At 44.8% G+C, this 21230-nt stretch carries 37 protein-coding genes; 29 read left to right on the top strand and 8 right to left on the bottom strand.

What is annotated here, in order from left to right:
- Positions 1-545 precede the first annotated feature (545 nt).
- The 28 genes from rpsJ (at position 546) to rplQ (ending at position 14197) form a co-directional block, all read left to right on the top strand.
- The gene (gene rpsJ / locus ACED60_RS16695; protein ID WP_004736761.1) at positions 546-857 is read left to right on the top strand and encodes a 30S ribosomal protein S10; all 312 of its coding nucleotides are present in this window, start codon (positions 546-548) and stop codon (positions 855-857) included.
- Between the two features lie 14 nt (positions 858-871).
- A complete protein-coding gene (rplC, locus tag ACED60_RS16690) occupies positions 872-1501 on the top strand; it encodes a 50S ribosomal protein L3 (RefSeq protein WP_004736763.1) in 630 nt (209 codons plus the stop codon).
- A gap of 16 nt (positions 1502-1517) precedes the next feature.
- Complete coding sequence (rplD, locus tag ACED60_RS16685) at positions 1518-2120, top strand: 50S ribosomal protein L4 (RefSeq protein ID WP_004736764.1); 603 nt, start codon at positions 1518-1520, stop codon at positions 2118-2120.
- Entirely contained in the window at positions 2117-2419 is a 303-nt protein-coding gene (gene rplW, locus ACED60_RS16680; protein WP_004736765.1) for a 50S ribosomal protein L23, read from the top strand. The genes rplD and rplW overlap by 4 nt, the downstream gene beginning before the upstream one ends.
- Before the next feature lie 14 nt (positions 2420-2433).
- Positions 2434-3258, top strand: a complete 825-nt coding sequence (gene rplB / locus ACED60_RS16675; RefSeq protein ID WP_012604912.1) for a 50S ribosomal protein L2 — start codon at positions 2434-2436, stop codon at positions 3256-3258.
- A gap of 19 nt (positions 3259-3277) precedes the next feature.
- Complete coding sequence (gene rpsS, locus ACED60_RS16670; protein WP_004736729.1) at positions 3278-3556, top strand: 30S ribosomal protein S19; 279 nt, start codon at positions 3278-3280, stop codon at positions 3554-3556.
- A 10-nt stretch (positions 3557-3566) separates the two neighbouring features.
- Positions 3567-3899 (top strand): 50S ribosomal protein L22, encoded by a 333-nt coding sequence (gene rplV, locus ACED60_RS16665; protein WP_004736732.1) that lies wholly within the window; start codon positions 3567-3569, stop codon positions 3897-3899.
- 18 nt (positions 3900-3917) lie between these two features.
- On the top strand, positions 3918-4616 hold the full coding sequence (rpsC, locus tag ACED60_RS16660; protein WP_004736734.1) for a 30S ribosomal protein S3: 699 nt from the start codon (positions 3918-3920) through the stop codon (positions 4614-4616).
- A gap of 11 nt (positions 4617-4627) precedes the next feature.
- On the top strand, positions 4628-5038 hold the full coding sequence (gene rplP, locus ACED60_RS16655) for a 50S ribosomal protein L16 (RefSeq protein WP_004736736.1): 411 nt from the start codon (positions 4628-4630) through the stop codon (positions 5036-5038).
- Positions 5038-5229, top strand: a complete 192-nt coding sequence (gene rpmC / locus ACED60_RS16650) for a 50S ribosomal protein L29 (RefSeq protein ID WP_004736737.1) — start codon at positions 5038-5040, stop codon at positions 5227-5229. The genes rplP and rpmC overlap by 1 nt, the downstream gene beginning before the upstream one ends.
- Positions 5229-5483, top strand: a complete 255-nt coding sequence (gene rpsQ / locus ACED60_RS16645; RefSeq protein WP_004736739.1) for a 30S ribosomal protein S17 — start codon at positions 5229-5231, stop codon at positions 5481-5483. The genes rpmC and rpsQ overlap by 1 nt, the downstream gene beginning before the upstream one ends.
- Positions 5484-5645: 162 nt before the next feature.
- Entirely contained in the window at positions 5646-6017 is a 372-nt protein-coding gene (gene rplN, locus ACED60_RS16640; RefSeq protein ID WP_004736740.1) for a 50S ribosomal protein L14, read from the top strand.
- 11 nt (positions 6018-6028) lie between these two features.
- A complete protein-coding gene (gene rplX / locus ACED60_RS16635) occupies positions 6029-6346 on the top strand; it encodes a 50S ribosomal protein L24 (RefSeq protein ID WP_004736742.1) in 318 nt (105 codons plus the stop codon).
- 24 nt (positions 6347-6370) lie between these two features.
- Entirely contained in the window at positions 6371-6910 is a 540-nt protein-coding gene (rplE, locus tag ACED60_RS16630; RefSeq protein WP_004736744.1) for a 50S ribosomal protein L5, read from the top strand.
- 16 nt (positions 6911-6926) lie between these two features.
- Entirely contained in the window at positions 6927-7232 is a 306-nt protein-coding gene (rpsN, locus tag ACED60_RS16625) for a 30S ribosomal protein S14 (protein WP_004736747.1), read from the top strand.
- A gap of 29 nt (positions 7233-7261) precedes the next feature.
- A complete protein-coding gene (gene rpsH, locus ACED60_RS16620; protein WP_009847785.1) occupies positions 7262-7654 on the top strand; it encodes a 30S ribosomal protein S8 in 393 nt (130 codons plus the stop codon).
- A 10-nt stretch (positions 7655-7664) separates the two neighbouring features.
- Positions 7665-8198, top strand: a complete 534-nt coding sequence (rplF, locus tag ACED60_RS16615) for a 50S ribosomal protein L6 (RefSeq protein WP_009847784.1) — start codon at positions 7665-7667, stop codon at positions 8196-8198.
- 9 nt (positions 8199-8207) lie between these two features.
- Complete coding sequence (rplR, locus tag ACED60_RS16610; protein ID WP_009847783.1) at positions 8208-8561, top strand: 50S ribosomal protein L18; 354 nt, start codon at positions 8208-8210, stop codon at positions 8559-8561.
- Positions 8562-8575: 14 nt separating this feature from the next.
- A complete protein-coding gene (gene rpsE, locus ACED60_RS16605) occupies positions 8576-9076 on the top strand; it encodes a 30S ribosomal protein S5 (protein ID WP_004736754.1) in 501 nt (166 codons plus the stop codon).
- A 7-nt stretch (positions 9077-9083) separates the two neighbouring features.
- Complete coding sequence (rpmD, locus tag ACED60_RS16600; RefSeq protein ID WP_004736756.1) at positions 9084-9260, top strand: 50S ribosomal protein L30; 177 nt, start codon at positions 9084-9086, stop codon at positions 9258-9260.
- Positions 9261-9265: 5 nt separating this feature from the next.
- Positions 9266-9700, top strand: a complete 435-nt coding sequence (rplO, locus tag ACED60_RS16595; RefSeq protein ID WP_004736758.1) for a 50S ribosomal protein L15 — start codon at positions 9266-9268, stop codon at positions 9698-9700.
- Positions 9701-9720: 20 nt separating this feature from the next.
- Positions 9721-11055 (top strand): preprotein translocase subunit SecY, encoded by a 1335-nt coding sequence (secY, locus tag ACED60_RS16590; RefSeq protein WP_004736759.1) that lies wholly within the window; start codon positions 9721-9723, stop codon positions 11053-11055.
- Positions 11056-11096: 41 nt separating this feature from the next.
- Complete coding sequence (gene rpmJ / locus ACED60_RS16585; RefSeq protein WP_000868186.1) at positions 11097-11210, top strand: 50S ribosomal protein L36; 114 nt, start codon at positions 11097-11099, stop codon at positions 11208-11210.
- A 149-nt stretch (positions 11211-11359) separates the two neighbouring features.
- Positions 11360-11716 carry a 30S ribosomal protein S13 gene (rpsM, locus tag ACED60_RS16580; RefSeq protein WP_004738779.1) on the top strand — a complete coding sequence of 119 codons (357 nt, stop codon included), beginning with the start codon at positions 11360-11362 and terminating at the stop codon, positions 11714-11716.
- 19 nt (positions 11717-11735) lie between these two features.
- On the top strand, positions 11736-12125 hold the full coding sequence (gene rpsK, locus ACED60_RS16575; RefSeq protein ID WP_004738778.1) for a 30S ribosomal protein S11: 390 nt from the start codon (positions 11736-11738) through the stop codon (positions 12123-12125).
- Between the two features lie 31 nt (positions 12126-12156).
- Entirely contained in the window at positions 12157-12777 is a 621-nt protein-coding gene (rpsD, locus tag ACED60_RS16570; protein ID WP_004738777.1) for a 30S ribosomal protein S4, read from the top strand.
- 22 nt (positions 12778-12799) lie between these two features.
- Entirely contained in the window at positions 12800-13792 is a 993-nt protein-coding gene (gene rpoA / locus ACED60_RS16565; protein ID WP_004729813.1) for a DNA-directed RNA polymerase subunit alpha, read from the top strand.
- A 24-nt stretch (positions 13793-13816) separates the two neighbouring features.
- Entirely contained in the window at positions 13817-14197 is a 381-nt protein-coding gene (gene rplQ / locus ACED60_RS16560; RefSeq protein ID WP_004729812.1) for a 50S ribosomal protein L17, read from the top strand.
- 264 nt (positions 14198-14461) lie between these two features.
- Here the strand turns inward: rplQ and ACED60_RS16555 are convergent, their stop codons facing one another.
- Together ACED60_RS16555 and ACED60_RS16550 are read right to left on the bottom strand one after the other, a co-directional pair.
- On the bottom strand, positions 14462-14968 hold the full coding sequence (locus ACED60_RS16555; RefSeq protein ID WP_065679716.1) for a DUF2780 domain-containing protein: 507 nt from the start codon (positions 14966-14968) through the stop codon (positions 14462-14464).
- 134 nt (positions 14969-15102) lie between these two features.
- Positions 15103-15723, bottom strand: a complete 621-nt coding sequence (locus ACED60_RS16550) for an FKBP-type peptidyl-prolyl cis-trans isomerase (protein ID WP_008220519.1) — start codon at positions 15721-15723, stop codon at positions 15103-15105.
- A 213-nt stretch (positions 15724-15936) separates the two neighbouring features.
- On the opposite strand from ACED60_RS16550, the gene ACED60_RS16545 reads away from it, so the two are divergent.
- The gene (locus ACED60_RS16545; RefSeq protein WP_371728021.1) at positions 15937-16515 is read left to right on the top strand and encodes a LysM-like peptidoglycan-binding domain-containing protein; all 579 of its coding nucleotides are present in this window, start codon (positions 15937-15939) and stop codon (positions 16513-16515) included.
- 59 nt (positions 16516-16574) lie between these two features.
- Here ACED60_RS16545 and ACED60_RS16540 read toward each other — a convergent pair whose 3' ends face one another.
- From ACED60_RS16540 to ACED60_RS16515, 6 genes are all read right to left on the bottom strand, one after another.
- Positions 16575-17423, bottom strand: coding sequence for a DMT family transporter (locus ACED60_RS16540; protein WP_012604900.1), 849 nt, complete (start codon positions 17421-17423; stop codon positions 16575-16577).
- A complete protein-coding gene (locus tag ACED60_RS16535; RefSeq protein WP_371728020.1) occupies positions 17423-17875 on the bottom strand; it encodes a GNAT family N-acetyltransferase in 453 nt (150 codons plus the stop codon). Before ACED60_RS16535 ends, ACED60_RS16540 begins: the two co-directional genes overlap by 1 nt.
- 57 nt (positions 17876-17932) lie before the next feature.
- Positions 17933-18499, bottom strand: a complete 567-nt coding sequence (locus ACED60_RS16530) for a Crp/Fnr family transcriptional regulator (protein ID WP_004735262.1) — start codon at positions 18497-18499, stop codon at positions 17933-17935.
- Positions 18500-18570: 71 nt separating this feature from the next.
- Positions 18571-20325, bottom strand: a complete 1755-nt coding sequence (locus tag ACED60_RS16525) for a lysophospholipid acyltransferase family protein (RefSeq protein WP_371728019.1) — start codon at positions 20323-20325, stop codon at positions 18571-18573.
- 12 nt (positions 20326-20337) lie between these two features.
- Positions 20338-20781, bottom strand: coding sequence for a hypothetical protein (locus ACED60_RS16520; protein WP_371728018.1), 444 nt, complete (start codon positions 20779-20781; stop codon positions 20338-20340).
- A gap of 10 nt (positions 20782-20791) precedes the next feature.
- The gene (locus ACED60_RS16515) at positions 20792-21229 is read right to left on the bottom strand and encodes a YHS domain-containing (seleno)protein (protein ID WP_371728017.1); all 438 of its coding nucleotides are present in this window, start codon (positions 21227-21229) and stop codon (positions 20792-20794) included.
- Position 21230 lies beyond the last annotated feature (1 nt).

Below are 21230 nucleotides of genomic sequence, written 5' to 3'. Positions count from 1 at the left end.
TCGCAATCCGCGAAGGTGGCCGTACAGTTGGTGCTGGTGTTGTAGCTAAAATCTTCGCTTAATAGCATTTAGATTTTTGCACACTCTTCATTAGAAGAACTGCATAAGAAAAGGGAAGCTTCGGCTTCCCTTTTATTTTTCCACTTTCCACCACTTTTTTGCTTTCCCTTAGTATAATCCCCGTTCCTTGTCGTTCTACTTTTGTTACACAACTTTTCTTCGAATGCTCTGCACAAATATATTCCGATTATTTTTCCAACACCACTTGCATACTAAAACGTGATCTGTATAATGCATCGCACTGGCTAACGCCGGTTTGTGAACCAATGAGCACTGAGGAGTAGGTCTTACCTAGTAATGTATACTCAGCTTATGTTCGCGGTTAATAAAAATAGTAAACCTTGTGTTTACTTCAAAAGTTAACTGACAATGCGTCCTAATCTTGGATGCTACGGTTTCACATAAATCAATCGGCATTCTCTCGTTCTTTCGAGCTTGAGTGGCGATATTGTTTGTGTAATTTTTAATAATTGGAGCTCTGTCTCATGCAGAACCAACGTATTCGTATCCGCCTTAAAGCGTTTGATTACAAGCTAATCGATGCTTCAACTGCGGAAATCGTTGAAACAGCAAAACGTACTGGCGCACAGGTTCGTGGTCCTATTCCACTTCCTACTCGTAAAGAGCGTTTCACTGTTCTTACCTCTCCACACGTCAACAAAGATGCACGTGATCAGTACGAAATTCGTACTCACAAGCGTTTGATCGACATCGTTGAGCCAACAGATAAAACTGTTGATGCTCTAATGCGTCTTGATCTTGCAGCTGGCGTTGATGTTCAAATCAGCCTAGGTTAAGGGAGATAAGAATAATGATTGGTCTAGTCGGACGTAAAGTGGGTATGACCCGCGTATTTACTGAAGAAGGCGTTTCTATCCCAGTAACTGTTGTTGAGGTTGAAGCGAACCGTATTTCTCAAGTTAAAACTCTTGAGACAGACGGCTACGCAGCAATCCAAGTAACTACTGGTGCTAAGAAAGCTAACCGTGTAACTAAACCTGAAGCTGGTCACTTCGCGAAAGCGGGTGTTGAAGCAGGTCGCGGTCTTTGGGAATTCCGTTTAGAAAACGGCGAAGAGTTTGAAGTTGGCGCTGAGCTAAACGTAGAACTTTTCAACGAAATTAAAAAAGTAGACGTTACTGGTACATCTAAAGGTAAAGGCTTCCAAGGCGCTATCAAGCGTTGGAACTTCTCTACTCAAGATATGACTCACGGTAACTCTTTGTCTCACCGCGCACCGGGTTCAATTGGCCAATGTCAAACTCCAGGCCGCGTGTTTAAAGGCAAGAAAATGGCAGGTCACATGGGTGCTGAGCGTGTAACGACTCAAAACCTAGAGATCGTACGTGTTGACGCTGAGCGCAATCTACTCCTTATTAAAGGTGCAGTACCAGGCTCAACAGGCGGTAACGTGATCGTAAAACCTGCTGTTAAAGCATAACGTCTAGGAGTAAGTAATGGAATTGATGGTTAAAGGTGCTGATGCACTAACTGTTTCCGAGACTACTTTCGGACGTGACTTTAACGAAGCTCTAGTACACCAAGTAGTTGTTGCGTATGCAGCAGGTGCTCGTCAAGGTACTCGTGCTCAAAAGACTCGTTCTGAAGTATCAGGCGGCGGTGCTAAGCCATGGCGCCAAAAAGGTACTGGCCGTGCACGTGCTGGTACAATTCGTAGCCCAATCTGGCGTACAGGTGGTGTTACTTTTGCTGCGAAACCACAAGATCACAGCCAAAAAGTTAACAAGAAAATGTACCGCGGTGCTATGAAAAGCATTCTTTCTGAGTTGATTCGTCAAGAGCGTCTAATCGTTGTTGATAACTTCTCTGTAGAAGCACCAAAAACAAAAGAACTTGTAGCTAAGCTTAAAGAGCTTGAGCTAAATGACGTTCTGATTGTGACTGGCGAAGTAGATGAAAATCTATTCTTAGCTGCTCGTAACCTATACAAAGTAGATGCACGTGATGTTGCTGGTGTTGATCCAGTATCACTAATCGCTTTCGACAAGGTTCTGATGACTGCTGATGCAGTTAAGCAAGTTGAGGAGATGCTAGCATGATCACTGAAGAGCGTATCTTAAAAGTTCTACGTGCTCCGCACATCTCTGAAAAAGCAACTATGGCAGCTGAGAAAGCGAACACTATCGTTTTCAAAGTAGCTAAAGATGCAACTAAGAAAGAGATCAAAGCAGCTGTAGAAAAGCTATTTGAAGTTGAAGTTAAGTCTGTAAATACTCTTGTATTAAAGGGTAAGACCAAACGTCAAGGTATGCGTGAAGGCCGTCGTTCAGACGTTAAGAAAGCCTACGTTACTTTGAAAGAAGGTCAAGATCTTGACTTCGTTGGCGGCGCGGAATAACAGGAGTAGTAAAAATGGCTATTGTTAAATGTAAGCCGACTTCCCCTGGTCGTCGTCACGTCGTTAAAGTTGTTAACGCTGACCTGCACAAGGGTAAGCCATACGCACCACTTCTAGAGAAAAACTCTAAGAACGGTGGTCGTAACAACAACGGTCGTATTACAGTACGTCACATCGGTGGTGGTCATAAACACCATTACCGTCTGGTTGACTTCAAACGTACTAAAGATGGCATCCCAGCGAAAGTTGAGCGTCTAGAATACGATCCAAACCGTAGTGCTAACATCGCTCTAGTTCTGTACGCAGACGGTGAGCGTCGTTACATCATTGCACCTAAAGGTGTTAACGCAGGCGACCAGATTCAATCTGGCGTAGATGCTGCAATCAAAGCAGGTAACACTCTGCCGATGCGCAACATCCCAGTAGGTTCTACTGTACACTGTGTTGAACTTAAGCCTGGTAAAGGTGCTCAACTAGCTCGTTCGGCTGGTGCTTATGCTCAAATCATCGCTCGCGATGGTGCATACGTAACTATCCGTCTACGTTCTGGTGAAATGCGCAAAGTTCTTTCTGAAGGTCGTGCAACGATCGGTGAAGTTGGTAACTCTGAGCATATGCTACGTGAACTTGGTAAAGCTGGTGCTTCACGCTGGCGCGGCGTACGTCCAACCGTACGTGGTGTAGTAATGAACCCGGTGGATCACCCACATGGTGGTGGTGAAGGCCGCACATCTGGTGGTCGTCACCCAGTTTCTCCTTGGGGCGTTCCTACTAAGGGCTTCAAGACTCGTAAGAACAAGCGCACTGACAAGTACATCGTACGTCGTCGCACTAAATAATTTATAAAGAGGAATCGCCATGCCACGTTCTCTCAAGAAAGGTCCTTTTATTGACCTACACTTGCTGAAGAAGGTAGAGAAAGCGGTGGAAAGCGGAGACAAAAAGCCTATTAAGACTTGGTCCCGTCGCTCAATGATCATCCCAACAATGATTGGTTTGACCATCGCTGTCCATAATGGTCGTCAGCACGTTCCAGTTTTCGTTACCGAAGAAATGATCGGTCACAAACTGGGCGAATTTGCACCAACTCGTACTTATCGCGGTCATGCTGCAGATAAGAAAGCTAAGAAGAAATAAGGAGTAGATGATGGAAGCTTTAGCTAAACATAACTTTGCTCGTATTTCTCCACAGAAAGCTCGCTTAGTTGCAGACCAAATTCGCGGTAAGTCGGTAGACCAGGCTCTAGAAATTCTAACTTTCAGCAACAAAAAAGCTGCTGTACTAGTTAAGAAAGTTCTTGAGTCAGCTATCGCTAACGCGGAACATAACGAAGGTGCAGATATCGACGATCTAAATGTCGCTAAAATCTTCGTAGATGAGGGCCCTATCATGAAGCGTATTATGCCTCGTGCTAAAGGTCGTGCGGATCGTATCTTGAAGCGTTCAAGCCACATCACTATTGTTGTAGCAGATCGCTAAAGACTAGGAGAGTAAGCAATGGGTCAGAAAGTACATCCTAATGGTATTCGTCTTGGCATCGTTAAGCCTTGGAATGCTACATGGTTTGCTAATACCAACGAATTCGCTGACAACCTAGACGGCGACTTCAAGGTACGTCAGTTCCTTACCAAGGAACTACAAAAAGCATCATTATCTCGTATCGTTATCGAGCGTCCAGCGAAGAGCATCCGTGTGACTATTCACACAGCTCGTCCTGGCGTTGTTATCGGTAAGAAAGGTGAAGACGTAGAGAAGCTACGCGCAGCTGTAGCTAAAATCGCAGGTGTACCAGCGCAAATTAACATCGCTGAAGTACGTAAGCCTGAGCTAGATGGTCAGCTTGTAGCTGATAGCATCGCGTCTCAACTAGAGCGTCGTGTTATGTTCCGTCGTGCAATGAAGCGTGCGGTACAAAATGCTATGCGTCTAGGCGCTAAAGGCATCAAAGTACAAGTAGGCGGCCGTCTTGGCGGTGCTGAAATCGCACGTTCAGAGTGGTACCGTGAAGGCCGTGTGCCTCTACACACTCTACGTGCAGACATTGATTACGCAACTTCTTCGGCTCACACCCAATACGGTGTGATCGGCATTAAAGTTTGGATCTTCAAAGGTGAGATTCTAGGCGGTATGCCAGCTGCTAACGCAGTAGAGCCAAAAGGCGATAAGCCTAAGAAGCAGCGTAAAGGCCGTAAGTAAGGAGTCGAACGATGCTACAACCAAAACGTACTAAGTTCCGCAAGGTTATGACTGGTCGTAACCGTGGTCTAGCTAAAGGTACTGAAGTAAGCTTCGGCGAATTCGGTCTTAAAGCTGTTGGCCGTGGTCGTCTGACTGCACGTCAAATCGAAGCGGCACGTCGTGCTATGACACGTCACATTAAGCGTCAAGGTCAAATCTGGATCCGTGTTTTCCCAGACAAACCGATTACTGAAAAGCCTCTTGAAGTTCGTCAAGGTAAAGGTAAAGGTTCAGTTGCGTACTGGGTTGCTCAAATCCAACCAGGCAAAGTTATGTACGAGATGAATGGCGTACCTGAAGAGTTGGCACGTGAAGCGTTCCGCCTAGCGGCACGTAAACTGCCTGTTAAAACTACTTTTGTAACTAAGCAGGTGATGTGATGAAAGCACAAGATCTACGCGAAAAGAACGTTGAAGAGCTTAACGCTGAGCTATTGAATTTGCTACGTGAACAGTTCAACTTGCGCATGCAAGCTGCAACTGGTCAACTACAGCAAACTCATACTCTAAAAGCTGTACGCCGTGACATCGCACGTGTGAAAACTGTTTTGACTGAAAAGGCAGGCGCATAATGAGCGAAACTAACCGCATCCAGCAAGGCCGTGTAGTAAGTGACAAGATGGACAAGTCTATCGTTGTTGCTATTGAGCGTACTGTAAAACACCCAATTTACGGTAAGTTCATCAAACGCACGACTAAAGTACACGCACACGACGAAGACAACACTTGTGGCCTAGGCGACAAAGTTGAAATCGCTGAGTGTCGTCCTCTGTCTAAGACTAAGTCTTGGACATTGGTTAAAGTTCTAGAAAAAGCGAAGATTTAATCTTTGTAATTCTATAACTTATAAGCGGCTCCAAATAATTTTTTGGAGCCGCTTGTTTTTTGTCTACCCAATTTAAAAAAAGGGTGGTACAATTCGCGTCCCTTTTAAAGAGGCAGCCCGACCCGAGAGGGTCTAGTTTTAATATTTAGCGGAGCACTAACAATGATCCAGATGCAAAGTACACTTGACGCAGCAGATAACTCTGGCGCGCGCAAGGTAATGTGTATTAAGGTTCTGGGTGGCTCTCACCGCCGTTATGCACATATCGGTGACGTCATCAAGGTTACAGTGAAGGAAGCGATTCCTCGCGGTAAAGTAAAGAAAGGTGATGTTCTGAAGGCGGTAGTAGTGCGCACCCGTAAAGGCGTTCGTCGCCCAGACGGTTCTGTCATTCGCTTCGACAGTAATGCTTGTGTATTGTTAAATGACACTACTGAGCAACCAGTCGGCACACGTATCTTTGGTCCTGTGACTCGTGAACTTCGTAACGCGAAATTCATGAAGATTGTATCACTTGCACCTGAAGTTCTGTAAGGAGCGGCAACATGGCAGCTAAAATCCGTCGTAATGACGAAGTAATCATTCTTGCTGGTAAAGATAAAGGCAAGAAAGGTAAAGTAACTAAGGTTCTGACAACTGGTAAAGTTGTTGTTGAAGGCATCAATCTTGTTAAAAAACACCAAAAGCCGGTTCCGGCTCTAGGTCAACAAGGTGGCATCGTTGAACAAGAAGCAGCTATTGATGCTTCTAACGTTGCAGTCTTTAACGCGGCTACTGGTAAAGCAGACCGTATCGGTTTCCGTATCGAAGATGGCAAGAAAGTTCGTTTCTTCAAATCTAACGGCGAAACTGTTTCTAACTAATTAGAAGTAATTTGGAGTTCTACTATGGCGAAACTGCATGATTACTACAAGTCGTCTGTAGTCGCTGAGCTTACCAAAGAGTTCAGCTACACAAGCGTCATGCAAGTCCCTAGGATTGAGAAAATCACCCTAAACATGGGCGTTGGTGAAGCAATCAACGATAAGAAACTGCTAGAAAACGCAGCATCTGATATGGCAACGATCTCTGGTCAAAAGCCTCTTATCACGAAAGCGCGTAAATCTGTAGCTGGTTTCAAAATTCGTGAAGGCTACCCAATTGGTTGTAAAGTAACCTTGCGTGGTGAGCGCATGTGGGAATTTTTAGAGCGTTTAATCTCTATCGCACTTCCACGTGTACGTGATTTCCGTGGTGTTAGCGCTAAGTCTTTTGACGGACGCGGTAACTACAGCATGGGCGTTCGCGAGCAAATCATCTTTCCGGAAATCGACTACGATAAAGTCGATCGTGTCCGCGGTCTTGATATTACTATCACGACATCTGCGGGATCCGATGAGGAAGGCCGAGCTCTGCTGGCTGCCTTTAACTTCCCATTCCGTAAGTAAGGGTAGGGTTACTGTTATGGCTAAACAATCAATGAAAGCACGTGAAGCTAAACGTGCAAAACTAGTAGTTAAGTTCGCTGAAAAGCGTTCTGCGCTAAAAGTTATCATTAGCGATGTAAACGCATCTGAAGAAGATCGTTGGAATGCGGTTCTTAAACTGCAATCTCTTCCACGTGATTCAAGTGCATCACGTCAGCGCAACCGTTGCAACCAAACTGGTCGTCCACACGGTTACCTACGTAAATTCGGTCTAAGCCGTATTAAGGTTCGCGAAGCTTGCATGAAAGGCGAGATTCCGGGTCTTCGTAAGGCTAGCTGGTAATTGCCACTTAATCATTTGGAGTAAATCTTATGAGCATGCAAGATCCGATTTCGGATATGCTGACCCGCGTTCGTAACGGTCAGGCAGCAAATAAAGTTGCTGTAAAAATGCCTTCTTCAAAGCTTAAAGTTGCAATTGCTGCATTACTTAAAGCTGAAGGTTACATCGTAGACTTCGCTGTTGACAGCGAAGCAAAACCTGAGCTAGAAGTTACTCTTAAGTACTTCCAAGCTAAACCTGTAATCGAGCAAATCAAGCGCGTATCACGTCCTGGTCTAAGAGTTTATAAAAATAAAGACTCTTTACCTACAGTGATGGGTGGTCTTGGTATTGCAGTTGTTTCTACTTCCAAGGGTCTGATGTCTGACCGTGCTGCTCGTAAAGCAGGTCTTGGCGGTGAAATCATCTGTTACGTAGCTTAAGGAGTAGATTATGTCTCGTGTTGCTAAAGCACCTGTCGCTATTCCAGCTGGCGTAGAGGTGAAACTAAACGGCCAAGAAGTTACTGTAAAAGGTAGCAAAGGTGAGCTTACTCGCGTTCTTAACAGCGCCGTAGTTATTGCACAGGAAGAAAACAACCTAACTTTCGGTCCGAAAGAAGGTGTTACTAACGCATGGGCACAAGCTGGTACAGCTCGCGCTCTAGTTAATAACATGGTTGTGGGTGTTACTGAGGGCTTCACTAAGAAGCTAACTCTTAAGGGTGTTGGTTACCGTGCTGCTATGAAAGGCAACGCTGTAGGTCTAACTCTTGGTTTTTCTCACCCAGTAGAGCACGCTCTACCTGAAGGTATTAAAGCTGAGTGCCCTAGCCAAACTGAGATCGTTATTACTGGTTGCGATAAGCAAGTAGTAGGTCAAGTTGCGGCTGACATTCGTTCTTACCGTGCTCCTGAGCCTTACAAAGGCAAAGGTGTTCGTTACGCAGATGAAAATGTGCGTACTAAAGAAGCTAAGAAGAAGTAAGGTATCACTATGGATAAGAAAGCATCTCGCATCCGTCGTGCTACACGTGCACGTCGTAAGATTGCAGAACTTGGTGCAACTCGCCTGGTAGTACATCGTACTCCTCGCCATGTTTACGCTCAAGTTATCTCGGCAAACGGCTCTGAGGTTATCGCAGCTGCTTCTACTGTAGAAAAAGCGATCCGTGAGCAAGTTAAGAACACTGGTAACGTCGATGCAGCTAAAGCAGTTGGTAAAGCTGTTGCTGAGCGCGCTCTTGAAAAAGGCGTAGCTTCAGTTGCATTTGACCGTTCTGGTTTCCAATACCACGGTCGAGTAGCGGCGCTAGCAGAATCTGCTCGCGAAGCTGGTCTGAAATTCTAAGGTAGGGTTGGAAGATGGCTAAAGAACAACAACAAGCTAATGATTTGCAAGAAAAGCTGATCGCTGTTAACCGTGTATCTAAGACGGTTAAAGGTGGTCGAATCATGAGCTTCACTGCACTAACAGTAGTTGGTGACGGTAATGGTCGCGTAGGTTTCGGTTACGGCAAAGCTCGTGAAGTACCTGCAGCGATTCAAAAAGCAATGGAAAAAGCGCGTCGTAACATGGTTACTGTTGCGCTTAACGAAGGCACTCTTCACCACCCGGTGAAAGGTCGTCATTCGGGCTCTAAAGTTTACATGCAGCCAGCTGCTGAAGGTACAGGTGTTATTGCCGGTGGTGCAATGCGTGCCGTACTTGAAGTTGCAGGCGTACATAACGTTCTTTCTAAAGCATACGGTTCAACGAACCCAATCAACGTTGTTCGCGCAACGATTGGTGCTCTAGTAGACGTTAAGTCACCAGAAATGGTTGCTGCTAAACGTGGTCTAACTGTTGAATCTATTTCGGAGTAAGCACACGATGGCAACTATTAAAGTAACTCAAACTAAAAGCTCAATTGGTCGCCTACCTAAGCACAAAGCGTGTCTTAAAGGTCTAGGTCTTCGTCGCATCAACCATACAGTAGAACTTGAAGATACTCCGTGCGTACGCGGTATGATCAACAAGGTTTACTACATGGTTAAGATTGAGGAGTAATCAGAATGCGTTTGAATACTCTATCACCGGCTGCTGGCTCTAAACCTTCTAAGAAGCGTGTAGGTCGTGGTATCGGTTCTGGCCTTGGTAAAACAGGTGGCCGCGGTCACAAAGGTCAAAAGTCACGTTCTGGCGGCTCTGTTCGTCCAGGTTTTGAAGGCGGTCAAATGCCTCTAAAACAACGTCTACCTAAATTCGGTTTCACTTCTCGTAAGAGCCTAGTGTCTGCTGAAGTTCGTCTAGCTGAGCTAGCGAAAGTAACAGGTGACGTAGTTGATCTTAACAGCCTTAAAGCTGCTAACGTTATCACTAAGAACATCGAGTTTGTTAAGATCGTTCTTTCTGGTGACCTAAGCAAAGCTGTGACTGTTAAAGGTCTACGCGTGACTAAAGGCGCTAAAGCTGCAATCGAAGCTGCAGGCGGTAAAATCGAGGAATAATCTCGAGGAACGAGGTACAGATGGCTAAGAAACCAGGAAAAGATTTTCGTAGTGCTCAGAGCGGCTTAAGTGAACTAAAGTCGCGCTTATTATTCGTAATTGGTGCACTTTTAGTATTCCGAGCCGGCTCTTTTGTGCCGATCCCTGGTATTGACGCAGCTGTACTTGCCGATTTGTTCGATCAGCAAAAAGGTACCATCGTAGAAATGTTTAACATGTTCTCCGGTGGTGCTCTTGAGCGTGCATCTATATTAGCATTGGGTATCATGCCGTACATTTCGGCATCGATCGTAGTCCAATTGCTAACTGTAGTTCATCCAGCGTTAGCGGAACTCAAAAAAGAGGGTGAAGCAGGCCGTCGTAAGATAAGCCAATATACACGCTACGGCACGCTTGTACTTGCAACATTCCAAGCTATTGGTATCGCAACAGGCTTACCAAACATGGTCGACAATCTGGTTGTTATCAACCAAACCATGTTTACGCTTATTGCTACCGTGAGTTTAGTAACTGGTACCATGTTTTTGATGTGGTTAGGTGAACAAATCACTGAGCGAGGAATCGGTAATGGTATTTCCATTCTGATTTTTGCAGGTATTGTTGCTGGATTGCCTTCTGCAATCGGTCAAACAATCGAGCAAGCGCGTCAAGGTGAATTGCATGTGCTTCTTCTGTTGTTTATCGCGGTATTGTCTTTTGCTGTAATTTACTTCGTAGTTTTCATGGAACGTGGTCAACGTCGTATCGTCGTTAACTATGCGAAGCGTCAACAAGGTCGTAAAGTTTTTGCAGCTCAAAGCTCTCACTTGCCTCTTAAGATTAATATGGCAGGTGTTATTCCAGCGATTTTTGCATCAAGTATTATTTTGTTCCCAGGAACATTAGCACAATGGTTTGGTCAAAATGGTGAAAGCAGCGCGTTCGGTTGGTTAACTGACGTGTCATTAGCTCTTAGCCCAGGTCAACCTTTGTATGTAATGCTTTATGCAGCAGCTATAATCTTCTTCTGTTTCTTCTATACAGCGTTGGTGTTTAACCCGCGTGAAACAGCTGATAATTTGAAGAAGTCTGGTGCATTCGTACCCGGTATCCGCCCAGGTGAGCAGACAGCGAAATATATCGATAAAGTGATGACTAGGCTAACCCTTGCGGGCGCTCTATACATTACTTTTATATGTCTGATTCCTGAATTCATGATGGTCGCGTGGAACGTTCGTTTCTACTTCGGCGGCACATCACTACTAATCGTAGTGGTAGTTATCATGGATTTCATGGCACAGGTACAGACTCATCTGATGTCACAACAGTATGATTCTGTGTTAAAGAAAGCGAATCTGAAAGGTTACGGCCGTTAATTCGGTAGTAATTATTTCGATTCCATTTACGGAGTTTAGCAATGAAAGTTCGTGCTTCCGTTAAAAAAATCTGCCGTAACTGTAAAGTTATCAAGCGTAACGGTGTCGTTCGCGTGATTTGCAGTGAGCCAAAGCATAAGCAACGCCAAGGCTAATCAGCAGAAATTTTTACTTGAAATACTAGGTAGAGTCGAGTATATTCCTCGGCCTACCTTTTGCGTGCAAAAGAAGTAGTATGCCGCAGCGTATCCATAACGGGCTTTGCTGCGGATAATTCTTTTATGAACCCCCTTAGGAGTGAATAATGGCCCGTATAGCCGGCATTAACATTCCTGATCATAAGCATTCTGTAATTGCACTTACTGCAATCTACGGTATTGGCAAAACTCGCTCTCAAGCTATTCTAGCTGAAGTGGGTATTGCTGAAGATGCTAAGATCAGTGAACTAACTGAAGAGCAGATCGATCAACTGCGTGATGGTGTAGCTAAATACACTGTAGAAGGTGATCTACGTCGTGAAGTATCGATGAACATCAAGCGTCTTATGGACCTTGGCTGTTACCGCGGTCTTCGTCATCGTCGCAGTCTACCACTACGTGGACAGCGTACTAAAACCAACGCTCGCACCCGTAAGGGTCCGCGCAAGCCGATCAAGAAATAGTCGGATAAGGTAGAGTACAATGGCAAAACAACCAACTCGCGCGCGTAAGCGCGTACGCAAGCAAGTAGCTGATGGCGTAGCGCACATTCATGCTTCTTTCAACAACACAATCGTAACTATCACTGACCGTCAAGGCAACGCTCTTGCATGGGCTACAGCAGGTGGTTCAGGTTTCCGTGGTTCTCGTAAATCTACTCCGTTCGCAGCACAAGTTGCAGCTGAGCGTTGTGGTGAAATGGCTAAAGAATATGGCCTAAAGAACTTGGAAGTTATGGTTAAGGGTCCAGGTCCAGGTCGCGAATCTACTGTTCGTGCACTGAACGCTGCTGGTTTCCGTATCACTAACATTGTTGATGCGACACCAATCCCTCATAACGGTTGTCGTCCACCTAAGAAACGTCGCGTTTAAGTTTCGTTTCTAGGAATATTGGAGAAAGATCATGGCAAGATATTTGGGTCCTAAGCTGAAGCTTAGCCGTCGCGAAGGTACTGACTTATTCCTTAAGTCTGGTGTCCGTGCGATCGATACCAAGTGTAAAATTGATAACGCACCAGGTGTACACGGCGCTCGTCGCGGTCGTCTATCTGAGTATGGCGTTCAGCTTCGTGAGAAGCAAAAAGTTCGTCGTATTTACGGCGTTCTAGAAAAACAATTCCGCAACTACTACAAAGAAGCTGCACGTCTTAAAGGCAACACAGGTGCAAACCTGCTTCAGCTTCTTGAAGGTCGTCTTGATAACGTAGTTTACCGTATGGGCTTTGGCGCTACTCGTGCTGAATCTCGTCAACTAGTTAGCCACAAGTCTATTCTAGTTAACGGTAAAGTTGTAAACGTTCCTTCTTTCAAAGTAGCGGCAAACGACGTTGTTTCTATCCGCGAGAAAGCTAAACAGCAATCTCGTATTAAAGCGGCTCTAGAAGTTGCTGAACAACGTGAAAAGCCAACTTGGATTGAAGTAGATGCTGGCAAAATGGAAGGTACATTCAAGCGTATGCCTGAGCGTTCTGACCTATCAGCTGACATCAATGAACACTTGATCGTCGAACTTTACTCTAAGTAAGGTTAAAAAAAGAGAGGACACAATGCAGGGTTCTGTAACAGAATTTCTTAAGCCGCGTCTTGTTGACATTGAACAGATCAATACGACACACGCGAAAGTAACTCTTGAGCCATTAGAGCGCGGTTTCGGCCATACTCTAGGTAATGCTCTTCGCCGCATTCTTCTATCTTCTATGCCGGGTTGTGCCGTAACAGAAGTTGAAATCGAAGGTGTGCTACACGAATACAGCACTAAAGAAGGCGTTCAGGAAGATATCCTGGAAATCCTTCTAAACCTTAAAGGTTTAGCTGTACGCGTTGCTGAAGGCAAAGATGAAGTGTTTATTACACTGAACAAATCAGGCTCAGGCCCTGTTGTTGCAGGTGACATCACCCACGATGGTGATGTAGAGATCGCTAACCCTGAGCACGTAATTTGTCACCTAACGGATGACAACGCTGAGATCGCTATGCGTATCAAAGTAGAACGTGGTCGTGGTTACGTTCCAGCTTCAGCTCGTATCCATACTGAAGAAGATGAGCGTCCAATCGGTCGTCTACTTGTTGACGCTACTTACAGCCCGGTCGATAAAATCGCCTATGCTGTTGAAGCGGCACGTGTAGAACAACGTACTGACTTAGACAAGCTTGTTATCGATATGGAAACGAACGGTACTCTAGAACCTGAGGAAGCTATCCGTCGTGCAGCTACTATTTTAGCTGAACAACTGGATGCGTTCGTAGATCTTCGTGATGTACGTGTACCTGAGGAGAAGGAAGAGAAGCCAGAATTCGATCCTATCCTACTACGTCCTGTAGACGATCTTGAACTAACAGTTCGCTCTGCTAACTGTTTGAAAGCAGAAGCGATTCACTACATCGGTGATCTTGTACAGCGCACTGAGGTTGAGCTACTTAAAACGCCAAACCTTGGTAAGAAATCTCTTACAGAGATTAAAGATGTGCTTGCTTCACGTGGTCTTTCTCTAGGCATGCGCCTAGAAAACTGGCCACCAGCGTCAATCGCTGAAGATTAATCGAAAAGTTAGAAGGATTAGGTCATGCGCCATCGTAAAAGTGGTCGTCAACTCAACCGCAACAGCAGTCATCGCAAAGCGATGTTCAGCAACATGGCTAGCTCTCTTGTTCGTCACGAAGTTATTAAAACTACCGTGCCTAAAGCAAAAGAACTACGTCGCGTAATTGAGCCATTGATTACCCTAGCTAAGACAGACAGTGTTGCTAACCGTCGTCTTGCATTTGCTCGCACTCGTGATAACGAAGTTGTGGCAAAACTATTTAATGAACTAGGCCCGCGTTTCGCGGCTCGCCAAGGTGGTTACACTCGCATTCTTAAATGTGGTTTCCGTACTGGTGATAAAGCTCCAATGGCTTACATTGAGCTTGTAGACCGCCCAGCTGCTGAAGAAGCTGCTGAGTAATCTATACTAGATTCTTAATACAAAAGCCGAGCATTAGCTCGGCTTTTTTGTATCTGTAGAATTAGGAGACCGACATAAGAATTGCACCACGATATTTGGCACTTTTCTTTACCTTCTCTGCTCCATTTCTCAATAATATCTCGTATCTCGTATCTCGTATCTCGTATCTCGTATCTCGTATCTCGTATCTCTTTTGTTCAGCGCACAAAAAAGAGCACCGAAGCGCCCTTTAAGTATTTTAAATCAATTATTAATCACTGGTTATTACAACCAAATAGCTTCGAGTGAATCAACGAGACCGCTTGTTGCGCCTTGTGACTCTAGCCCTTGAATAATGATTGGTGCAAACGCCGCAACCATTGATGAATCCATACCTAATCCTGAAAATGCATTTTCAACAGATGTTTTTGAGTCCAATACTGACGTTAAACCGGTAGAATCAAGCGTCGACATTCCAGGGAAAAGCATTTCGAGCTCTTGGTTGTCAAAGTTATCAAGGGTATTTTGGGCAAGAGCTAGCATGGAGCCTACTCCACCTATAGCTTGCTCATTTGTTACAGATGCTTTGTCACTTAGGGAATTAGCAAGGGTGCTCGTAAATGGTGTGGCTTCATTTTTTTGAGACCACATGTCTACAGCGGTCATAAGGGCTGTTTGTGATAGTTGGGAATAGTTAATATCAGAAGTTGAACTAACTTGTTCTGACTCGCTAGTACTAGCGCAAGATACCACAGCAAGGCTGCTTAAAACGGTGATGAGTACTTTCTTCATTATTCGTCCTTAAGTAATAAAGTAATTTACTCTTTCACTATAAACGAAAAACGGCGATGTAGTCACATCGCCGTTGAGCTAATTCAGTCTAATTTACCTATAGTTTTTTGTTTCACTAAAGGTTTTTATAGAAATTAAAGAATTGCTAGAAGTTCTACTTCGAATACTAGAGCAGCAAATGGTGGGATTGCAGCACCTGCGCCACGCTCACCGTATGCTAGATCTTGAGGGATGTATAGCTTCCACTTAGAGCCAACAGGCATCATTTGTAGAGCTTGTACCCAACCTTGAATTACGCCAGTTACTGGGAATTCAGCAGGTTGACCGCGAGATACAGAGCTATCGAAAACTGTACCGTCAGTTAGCTCGCCGTGGTAGTGAACGCGTACTTGCTTGTCTGCAGTTGGGATTTCACCAGTACCTTCAGTTAGTACTTCGTACTGAAGACCAGACTCAAGAACTGTAACTTCTGAACGAAGAGCGTTGTCAGCTAGGAAAGCTTCGCCGTCAGCAGCAGCAGCTTTAGCTAGTTCTTGACGTGCAGCTTCACCACGAGTGTGTAGCTCTTGTAGTGCGTTGTTGATTTCGTCAACTTCGATAGCTGGCATGTCGCCAACTAGAGCTGTTGCGATACCAGCAGCGATTGCATCAACGTTTAGGCCTTCAAGACCAGAACCAGCAAGTTGTTGGCCCATTTGTAGACCGATACCGTAGCTAGCTTTTTGCTCTACAGTTTCAAATTTTACTTCAGACATGAAAAGTCACTCTTTTTGTCAGTACGAAAAGGGTAAGAATACCAGTATTAGCAGCCTGAATAAACGGCTAGCCTCTGATCACTTACGCTTTACCGTGTCCAAATCACAGCTATGTCAATTTTCTTGCTTTGCTCTCTGTTGTCGCGGAAAGATCTATACTGTTGGTACTTTGGTTTTTATACTGTAGTTATTCAATGTATAGGACGCAGTGGCATGAATCGTCGTCAAAAGAAAAAACAGAAAGTAGACCACTTAGCAGAGTTCAAGGACCGACTGAATCAGGTCAAAGAGAAACTAAGCTCGATCGATCTAAAGAAAATGAAAACCTCAACATTGCAAACTTGGGGATCATTGCCGAAATTACACCAGAAATTATTGATGGTGATTTCGCCGATCATATTAATCTTATTGTTTGCACCGCTACCAGAGCCTAAAGTAGACAACGCACCAGCAACATCTCGTGTTGAGCTTGAGATAAATACTGTTGGCTTAAGCGAGCAGAAAAATGCTAAAAGTAATTCTTCTGAGCCAACCAGTTGGCAAGAGTATCTTGTTAAGCAAGGAGATACGTTAGCTCAAGTGTTCCGAAATAATGATCTACCGCTGTCTGATCTTAACGCTTTGGTTCGTATTGAAGGTGCAGACAAGCCGCTTAGCCAGATTCGTAAAGGCCAGCTGGTTCGATTCAAACTAGCCGAGACTGGGCAACTAGACATTCTTCAGCTTGAGAAAGGCAATACTTCGGTGATGTTTTTCCGGTTATCAGATGGTGGCTTTGGTCGCAGTAAATAGATGAATAGTGAACCTGAGTTAAAGCACTTCACCAGACACATATAAACGATAGAAAAGAGCTAAGCATTAGCTCTTTTTTTTGGTCGCTTGAAAGGGGCGAGTGGCAAGATGATGAGCATAATACCGATAAAGGTTAACGTATCTGGTATCTCATCAAACCATATTGCACCTATTAACGCGACAAACACCAGTCCTGAATACTCAGCCAAGGCAATTTGGCTAGAGTGTGCTTTTTGGTAGGCAGCAACCGCAAGGCCGTTGTAACTCAAGATTAACGTTGCACTGAGTGCTATGTATCCCAAATGCTCCACCGATACCGGTTGCCAGTATAGGAAGCACAGTACCAATGATGCTGGAATAGAGAATAACGTTGTCCACCACAGCGTAGTGATCACCGTTTGCTCACTCGGAAGCTTTCTTACCAATACATTGAACAGTGCGAGCGTCAGAGCTGTGCCTAATGCAAACAATGCAGCCCAATGAAATTGCGATGGCCTCAAGACAATCAATGCACCAATAAAACCGATAGTGGTGGCGATGACCTTGCCAAGTGCTGGTTGCTCTTTCAGTAGAAACATAGATAGAGGCAGCATCAATAAGGGCGCGACATAAAATACAGCGTTGGCGGTAGCCAAAGATAAGTGGGTAATCGCGACAACCATACATCCACTGCCAATTAGTATTAGCTGTCCGCGTATGATGGTCACTTTGGCTTGCTGTAAGCGTCGTTGTTCCTTTTTCTGCTGTAGCCACAAAGGGGTGATGATGAGCAGAGATATCAACTGTCGGAAAAAAATATACTGAAGAGGTGGCACTTCGCCATTCAACAGTTTTACCGCTACGTCGGAAAGCGAGGCAAACAAATTACCTGCAATCAGCAATAGGATACCGACAGTGATATTCGACATTACTTCTCTAATCTCATATCAATGTGCGGAATACCGTCTTCCAAGTACATCTCAGAGATCGTTTTGAAGCCGTGATTCGCATAGAAGTTTTCTAGGTGTTGTTGCGCGCCAATATCGATGGTCTTGCTCGGCCAAAGAGTCTCACAGCGTGTTAACGCTTCTTTGATCAATTGATGACCCAAGCCATCACCTCTTGCTGATAGCTTGGTCGCCACTCGGCCGATGCTGGTATTGTCGTAAGAAGTACCTGGTGGTAACAAACGTGCACACGCCACTAGCTCTGCATCAGCATAGCCAAGCAAGTGTTCAACACCTGCGAGTGTATCTTTACCATCGAGCTCTGGATAAGGGCAATTTTGCTCAACAACGAACACATCGACTCGTAATTTAAGTAGTTGATAAAGCTGTTGTGTTGAAAGTTCAGAGAAGGGAATTGAGTGCCAAGTGATCATGTTTACATCCAGAGATTATCGATGCTCTGAATGTACTATGTGCGATGATTGTTGGCATTAACTATTGTTAATTCGACCTTTGATTCTGCTCAGGCTGATCGCGGTTATACCGAGGTAAGCCGCAATTTGATTGTCGTTCAAGCGCTGTTCAAGGTCGGGGTAATGTTCGCAGAACAGTTGGTAGCGTTGCTCTGGGGTATAAAGCAACATAAAGCGTTCTTTGTTTTCCTTGTGCATGAGCTGAGTTTCTAACAGCTTTAAATACAGAGGGTTATTTGATGCACGCCACTCGATAACCGCATTCATTGGCAGTTCTAACATTGTGATGGGTGTGAGCGTTTCTAATAGGTAAGGGGACGCTTGGTTCTTTATCAAACTCTCAAAGCCGATGATCCAGTCTTGTTCCCAGTAGAATTCTTTGCTGTATTGCTTACCGTCATTAGTGAGATAACAAGCGTGGCATAAGCCTTCAAGTACAAAGTAGATCGAACTCGCCATTTCACCTTGATTGATCAGTATGTGTCGGGTTGGCAGTTCAAGCGGTTTCGCGACAGCTAATAGAGATTCAATCTGACTCTCAGAGAAGTCAAAGCTTTGTAGTTGTTCGATAAAAGAGGTGTGCATGAAAATAACCTAACCCAAATAAGTACCGAGATCATCGCACTTATTTGGGGAGAGGTACAGAGCAGGCTAAATCAACGTCGAGCGTGCTGCTCTAGATAATCTTGAGCGAGGTCTCTGCCCATGTATTTGCCTAGGGTTTTCAACGGTACTTTCTTAAGATTAACCACAATCAAGCCATCCAAGGCATCATTAAACGATGGATCGACGTTAAAGCACACAAGTTTACCGTTCATCCCTAAGTATTGGCGTAGCAGTACCGGTAGGCCTTTCCCTTGCTCCATACGTGCTAACACTTTAGAGAGCAGAGGAACACTCGCCAATGACGATAGCAGGTGATTCTGCCAGAACACATTATTACTGGTATTGAGTGGTGACGAAGGAGAAACCAGATTCGCCTTTTGTTCATCGTAATGGTGTATGGATAAGGTCGTCGCAATCAACAGACGCGCATTATGACTGTAATCATTACTGATACTGACAGGGCCGAATAGGTGAGTGTATTGAGGGTGACGATACACGAAGGCCGCGATACCTTTCCACAATAGTAATAGTGAGTTAAGGCTCTTTTGATAAGGCTTGCTTACTACAGAACGCCCAAGCTCGATACTGTTGTCTAAGGTATCGATGAATTCTTGATTGTAGTTAAACAGACTGCGGGAATAGAGTTGATCAAGCCCGTGCTCAGCGATGAGCTTGTCGACCATACCAAGTCGGTATGCACCCACTAATTCAGCCTTGGTTTTATTCCAAACAAACAGTTGATGGTAGTAAAGGTCATACTCATCTAAATCACAGGCAAGCCCGCTGCCTTCTCCGACTTCTCGGAAACTCTCTTCTCTAACTCGACCAATTTCGCGCATTAAGTTAGGAATAGATTGGCTTGGCGTACAGTAGACCTCGAAGTCCCCTTGCTCAAGTAACTTCATCTCTTCAGGAAGAGAACCGACCTCTATTGCCAACACTTCTGGTGGAATAGGCGCAATCACTTGGGTGTCAAAAGAGGGCGCGTGGATTGGCATATTCGGGCTATCTTGTTGACTCATTAGGTAGGTATTGAGTCGTAGGTAGTTGACGATATCCATCTCTTTTTCAAACGATTTGATCTCTGAATACGGAATCGAAGAGCCAATCGAGATCGAGATAGTCGTCGCCTGTTTATTAAGAAGTTCACGGCCAAGTAAAGCCGTTCTCAGTAGTGGGTGAACACGGCCCGCTTGGTAGAAAAGCTCACTGTTCTTGCCATTGATAAAGATAGGCACCGTGGTGGCTTGGTGACGCTTAACAAACTTTGCGACTGATTTGCTCCACTCGATGTCTGTTAGTGTCTTGGCCCCTTTACGGTAACTCGATACTTCGCCAGCAGGGAACACAATCAAGAGTCCACCGTCTGCTAAATGACGATTGGCATCTCGAATAGCTTTAGCATTGGTGCGTTTCGATTCTTTACTGTTAAAGACATCGACCCCAATGAAAAGATCATCCAGTTCAGGCAGTCGCTTGAGCAACTCATTGGCCAACACCTTCACATCCTTTCTTACCGATCCTACGAGATCAGCAAGGATCACGCCTTCAATCGCACCAAGCGGGTGGTTAGCTACAATGACTACTGGCCCTTGTTCGGGAATATTATCAGTGGCGCCTGCTGAAACGGAATAGTCGATATTCAATGCTGACAAGGTGTGATGCATGAATTCAAAGCTAGATAACTCATCAGGTCTATCTTGATAGAGCTTATCTAGCTTAGATAGCCCAGTTGCCCACTCGACAACAGACTCACCTAAACCAAAAGGCGTGTAACGTGGTAAACGAAAAGGACTATCAATCATAATGAAGCTACCTTATTGACTAAAGTTGTTTAGGAAACCGTCTTGATTCTTGAAATCTTTTACACTTAAAAATGCACCACAAAGCCATACTAGGCATGCCATGCCAAACAGTAATCCGCCGTCATAACCGACAATTTCACCCGCTGCGTTAAACTCAGGCATTTGAATACCGAGTGGCGTAAACAGATGGAAAAATATCGCGCCACTCATAATCGCCACACTCATGATGGCACCCAGACCATGCCAACGAGTAAACAAGAAAATGGCCGCAATCAATTCAGCGAACCCAATCAAGTAGCCGCCAAATGAACCGAACCAACTTAAGCCAGACCATGTCGCCAAGGTGCCAAAGATATGCTCAGTCTCGTATGAGCCTGTGAACTTAAAAAACAGCGACTGAACAAATACGAAAGCGATAAATGCCGCAGGAATATGTTTAGCTGGAGTGAATGTCATGGTTATTCCCTTATTTGATCAGTTGCGGCCAAATGGTGTCGGCTTTTTGAATATGTTGTGCTTGGTCTTGTTCCCAACGCTGTTTAATCTCTTGGTCGTAGTTGAGGTAAAGCTTGTTATCAACAATTGTCCATTGGTTCGGGTCACCGGGTGCAAAGTCACTTTTTTCTGAAACAGCCCAAGCGCAATAACCCCCATATTGAGGGGCATATTTTTCAGGATTATTAACAAATAAAGTCAGATTCTTTTCAGAAGAGAAATACCAGTCCGCGCCTTTGTACTCGGTGCTGAATTTTTTATTGCCTTCAATGGGCTTACCTGAAGTGAAATAAGCCACAGTGTCGTAGCCATCGAGCGCCTTACTGCTAAAGAACCCTGTGTAGATTTCATCGTCGGCAAATACGTATGGGCTAACAAGTAGCATGACCATGGTTAATAGTTTTCTCATG

It is taken from the genome of Vibrio sp. 1F279, from assembly GCF_041439815.1.
GTDB classification, from domain to species: Bacteria; Pseudomonadota; Gammaproteobacteria; order Enterobacterales; family Vibrionaceae; genus Vibrio; species Vibrio tasmaniensis_A.
Note: the sequence above shows the minus strand (reverse complement) of the source record. Positions and strands in the feature narration are given on the sequence as shown.

Coding starts and splice junctions, on each gene's coding strand:
- rpsJ (WP_004736761.1), top strand. CDS start 546: ATGCAGAACCAACGTATTCGTATCCGCCTTAAAGCGTTTGATTACAAG.
- rplC (WP_004736763.1), top strand. CDS start 872: ATGATTGGTCTAGTCGGACGTAAAGTGGGTATGACCCGCGTATTTACT.
- rplD (WP_004736764.1), top strand. CDS start 1,518: ATGGAATTGATGGTTAAAGGTGCTGATGCACTAACTGTTTCCGAGACT.
- rplW (WP_004736765.1), top strand. CDS start 2,117: ATGATCACTGAAGAGCGTATCTTAAAAGTTCTACGTGCTCCGCACATC.
- rplB (WP_012604912.1), top strand. CDS start 2,434: ATGGCTATTGTTAAATGTAAGCCGACTTCCCCTGGTCGTCGTCACGTC.
- rpsS (WP_004736729.1), top strand. CDS start 3,278: ATGCCACGTTCTCTCAAGAAAGGTCCTTTTATTGACCTACACTTGCTG.
- rplV (WP_004736732.1), top strand. CDS start 3,567: ATGGAAGCTTTAGCTAAACATAACTTTGCTCGTATTTCTCCACAGAAA.
- rpsC (WP_004736734.1), top strand. CDS start 3,918: ATGGGTCAGAAAGTACATCCTAATGGTATTCGTCTTGGCATCGTTAAG.
- rplP (WP_004736736.1), top strand. CDS start 4,628: ATGCTACAACCAAAACGTACTAAGTTCCGCAAGGTTATGACTGGTCGT.
- rpmC (WP_004736737.1), top strand. CDS start 5,038: ATGAAAGCACAAGATCTACGCGAAAAGAACGTTGAAGAGCTTAACGCT.
- rpsQ (WP_004736739.1), top strand. CDS start 5,229: ATGAGCGAAACTAACCGCATCCAGCAAGGCCGTGTAGTAAGTGACAAG.
- rplN (WP_004736740.1), top strand. CDS start 5,646: ATGATCCAGATGCAAAGTACACTTGACGCAGCAGATAACTCTGGCGCG.
- rplX (WP_004736742.1), top strand. CDS start 6,029: ATGGCAGCTAAAATCCGTCGTAATGACGAAGTAATCATTCTTGCTGGT.
- rplE (WP_004736744.1), top strand. CDS start 6,371: ATGGCGAAACTGCATGATTACTACAAGTCGTCTGTAGTCGCTGAGCTT.
- rpsN (WP_004736747.1), top strand. CDS start 6,927: ATGGCTAAACAATCAATGAAAGCACGTGAAGCTAAACGTGCAAAACTA.
- rpsH (WP_009847785.1), top strand. CDS start 7,262: ATGAGCATGCAAGATCCGATTTCGGATATGCTGACCCGCGTTCGTAAC.
- rplF (WP_009847784.1), top strand. CDS start 7,665: ATGTCTCGTGTTGCTAAAGCACCTGTCGCTATTCCAGCTGGCGTAGAG.
- rplR (WP_009847783.1), top strand. CDS start 8,208: ATGGATAAGAAAGCATCTCGCATCCGTCGTGCTACACGTGCACGTCGT.
- rpsE (WP_004736754.1), top strand. CDS start 8,576: ATGGCTAAAGAACAACAACAAGCTAATGATTTGCAAGAAAAGCTGATC.
- rpmD (WP_004736756.1), top strand. CDS start 9,084: ATGGCAACTATTAAAGTAACTCAAACTAAAAGCTCAATTGGTCGCCTA.
- rplO (WP_004736758.1), top strand. CDS start 9,266: ATGCGTTTGAATACTCTATCACCGGCTGCTGGCTCTAAACCTTCTAAG.
- secY (WP_004736759.1), top strand. CDS start 9,721: ATGGCTAAGAAACCAGGAAAAGATTTTCGTAGTGCTCAGAGCGGCTTA.
- rpmJ (WP_000868186.1), top strand. CDS start 11,097: ATGAAAGTTCGTGCTTCCGTTAAAAAAATCTGCCGTAACTGTAAAGTT.
- rpsM (WP_004738779.1), top strand. CDS start 11,360: ATGGCCCGTATAGCCGGCATTAACATTCCTGATCATAAGCATTCTGTA.
- rpsK (WP_004738778.1), top strand. CDS start 11,736: ATGGCAAAACAACCAACTCGCGCGCGTAAGCGCGTACGCAAGCAAGTA.
- rpsD (WP_004738777.1), top strand. CDS start 12,157: ATGGCAAGATATTTGGGTCCTAAGCTGAAGCTTAGCCGTCGCGAAGGT.
- rpoA (WP_004729813.1), top strand. CDS start 12,800: ATGCAGGGTTCTGTAACAGAATTTCTTAAGCCGCGTCTTGTTGACATT.
- rplQ (WP_004729812.1), top strand. CDS start 13,817: ATGCGCCATCGTAAAAGTGGTCGTCAACTCAACCGCAACAGCAGTCAT.
- ACED60_RS16555 (WP_065679716.1), bottom strand. CDS start 14,968: ATGAAGAAAGTACTCATCACCGTTTTAAGCAGCCTTGCTGTGGTATCT.
- ACED60_RS16550 (WP_008220519.1), bottom strand. CDS start 15,723: ATGTCTGAAGTAAAATTTGAAACTGTAGAGCAAAAAGCTAGCTACGGT.
- ACED60_RS16545 (WP_371728021.1), top strand. CDS start 15,937: ATGAATCGTCGTCAAAAGAAAAAACAGAAAGTAGACCACTTAGCAGAG.
- ACED60_RS16540 (WP_012604900.1), bottom strand. CDS start 17,423: ATGTCGAATATCACTGTCGGTATCCTATTGCTGATTGCAGGTAATTTG.
- ACED60_RS16535 (WP_371728020.1), bottom strand. CDS start 17,875: ATGATCACTTGGCACTCAATTCCCTTCTCTGAACTTTCAACACAACAG.
- ACED60_RS16530 (WP_004735262.1), bottom strand. CDS start 18,499: ATGCACACCTCTTTTATCGAACAACTACAAAGCTTTGACTTCTCTGAG.
- ACED60_RS16525 (WP_371728019.1), bottom strand. CDS start 20,325: ATGATTGATAGTCCTTTTCGTTTACCACGTTACACGCCTTTTGGTTTA.
- ACED60_RS16520 (WP_371728018.1), bottom strand. CDS start 20,781: ATGACATTCACTCCAGCTAAACATATTCCTGCGGCATTTATCGCTTTC.
- ACED60_RS16515 (WP_371728017.1), bottom strand. CDS start 21,229: ATGAGAAAACTATTAACCATGGTCATGCTACTTGTTAGCCCATACGTA.